General features: G+C 66.3%; 3 protein-coding genes. 2 read left to right on the top strand and 1 reads right to left on the bottom strand.

Annotation, left to right across the window (positions count from 1 at the left end; genetic code table 11):
• Both ACSFA3_RS26185 and ACSFA3_RS26180 read left to right on the top strand, forming a co-directional pair.
• Positions 1-232: DprA-like winged helix domain-containing protein (locus ACSFA3_RS26185; protein WP_475544595.1), on the top strand; the 232-nt coding region annotated here is incomplete at its 5' end.
• Positions 233-266: 34 nt separating this feature from the next.
• Complete coding sequence (locus tag ACSFA3_RS26180) at positions 267-785, top strand: Smg family protein (RefSeq protein ID WP_435508213.1); 519 nt, start codon at positions 267-269, stop codon at positions 783-785.
• Between the two features lie 27 nt (positions 786-812).
• On the opposite strand, the gene ACSFA3_RS26175 is transcribed toward ACSFA3_RS26180, so the two are convergent.
• Positions 813-1,022 (bottom strand): DUF1631 family protein (locus ACSFA3_RS26175; RefSeq protein WP_435508212.1); only part of this gene is annotated, 210 nt, incomplete at its 5' end.

Here is a 1,022-nt window from a genome sequence, read left to right as displayed (position 1 = left end):
CCTGCGCACGCCGGCTGCGGCCGCGCCTTCTACCGGCAACGGGCACCCGGCCGCCACTGCCGAAGACCCGCTGCTGGAGGCCCTCGGCTTCGACCCCGTCAGCCTCGACGCATTGAGCGCGCGCACCGGATGGAGTGCGGCCGCGCTGCAGGCGAAGATGCTCGAGCTCGAGCTCGAAGGCCATATCTCACGCCTGCCGGGTGGGCTCTTCCAGCGAGCGGCTTCCACCTAGTCGGGATTGCACGAACGTCGGCTATATTGGGCTCATGTTCGAAGTGCTTGTTTTTGTGTACGAAAACTATTGGCGCGGCGATGCCTGCCCCGAACCGGAGCAACTGGGCCGCAAGCTCAGTGCACACGGCTTCGAGGCAGAAGAAATCCGCGAGGCCCTTCATTGGCTCGACGGTCTGAGCCTTGCAACGCAAGGCATGCAGATCGAACGCAGCGCCAACGACGAGGCCAGCGCCACGGTCGTTCTTCGGGGCACACCCGAAGCGGCAATGCCCCAATCCGACGACGCGATGCGCATCTACTCGCAGGCCGAGCAGGAGCACCTTGGTGCCGAGTGCCTCGGCTTCATCCGCTTTCTCGAATCGTCAAACGTGCTGCCCTGTGGCCTGCGCGAGATCGTCGTCGAGCGCGCGATGGCGGCGCCCGGCGATCCGGTGGCGCTCGACGAGCTGAAGATCATCGTGCTGATGGTGCACTGGAGGACCGGCATCGAGCCCGATGCGCTGGTGCTTGACGAACTCTGCGAGAGCCGGGAAGGCCGCACCGCGCACTAGACTCCGCGCCCTCATCGGGCTAGCCAGTCAGTTCAGTAGCCGCTCGGGGTTGGCATCGAGCTTCGCCAGCGCTTCACGCGTGGCGCGCACCGTGAGCGTCTCTTCTTCCGCCGGCACCAGCAGGCCCGCCTGCAGGTAGGTCGCCAGCCGCCCGGCTTGGACCAGGAAGCTGCGCCCGTCCGACGTCGCGAACAGATGCAGCTCCTTGCGCTCGCTGCGCCAGACGAACTGCACCTG

It is taken from the genome of Variovorax glucosi (genome assembly GCF_051216695.1).
Classification (GTDB): domain Bacteria; phylum Pseudomonadota; class Gammaproteobacteria; order Burkholderiales; family Burkholderiaceae_C; genus Variovorax.
Note: the sequence above shows the minus strand (reverse complement) of the source record. Positions and strands in the feature narration are given on the sequence as shown.

What these genes read in the sequence shown, in the direction of transcription:
- ACSFA3_RS26180 (WP_435508213.1), top strand. Translation starts at nt 267, where the DNA reads ATGTTCGAAGTGCTTGTTTTTGTGTACGAAAACTATTGGCGCGGCGAT.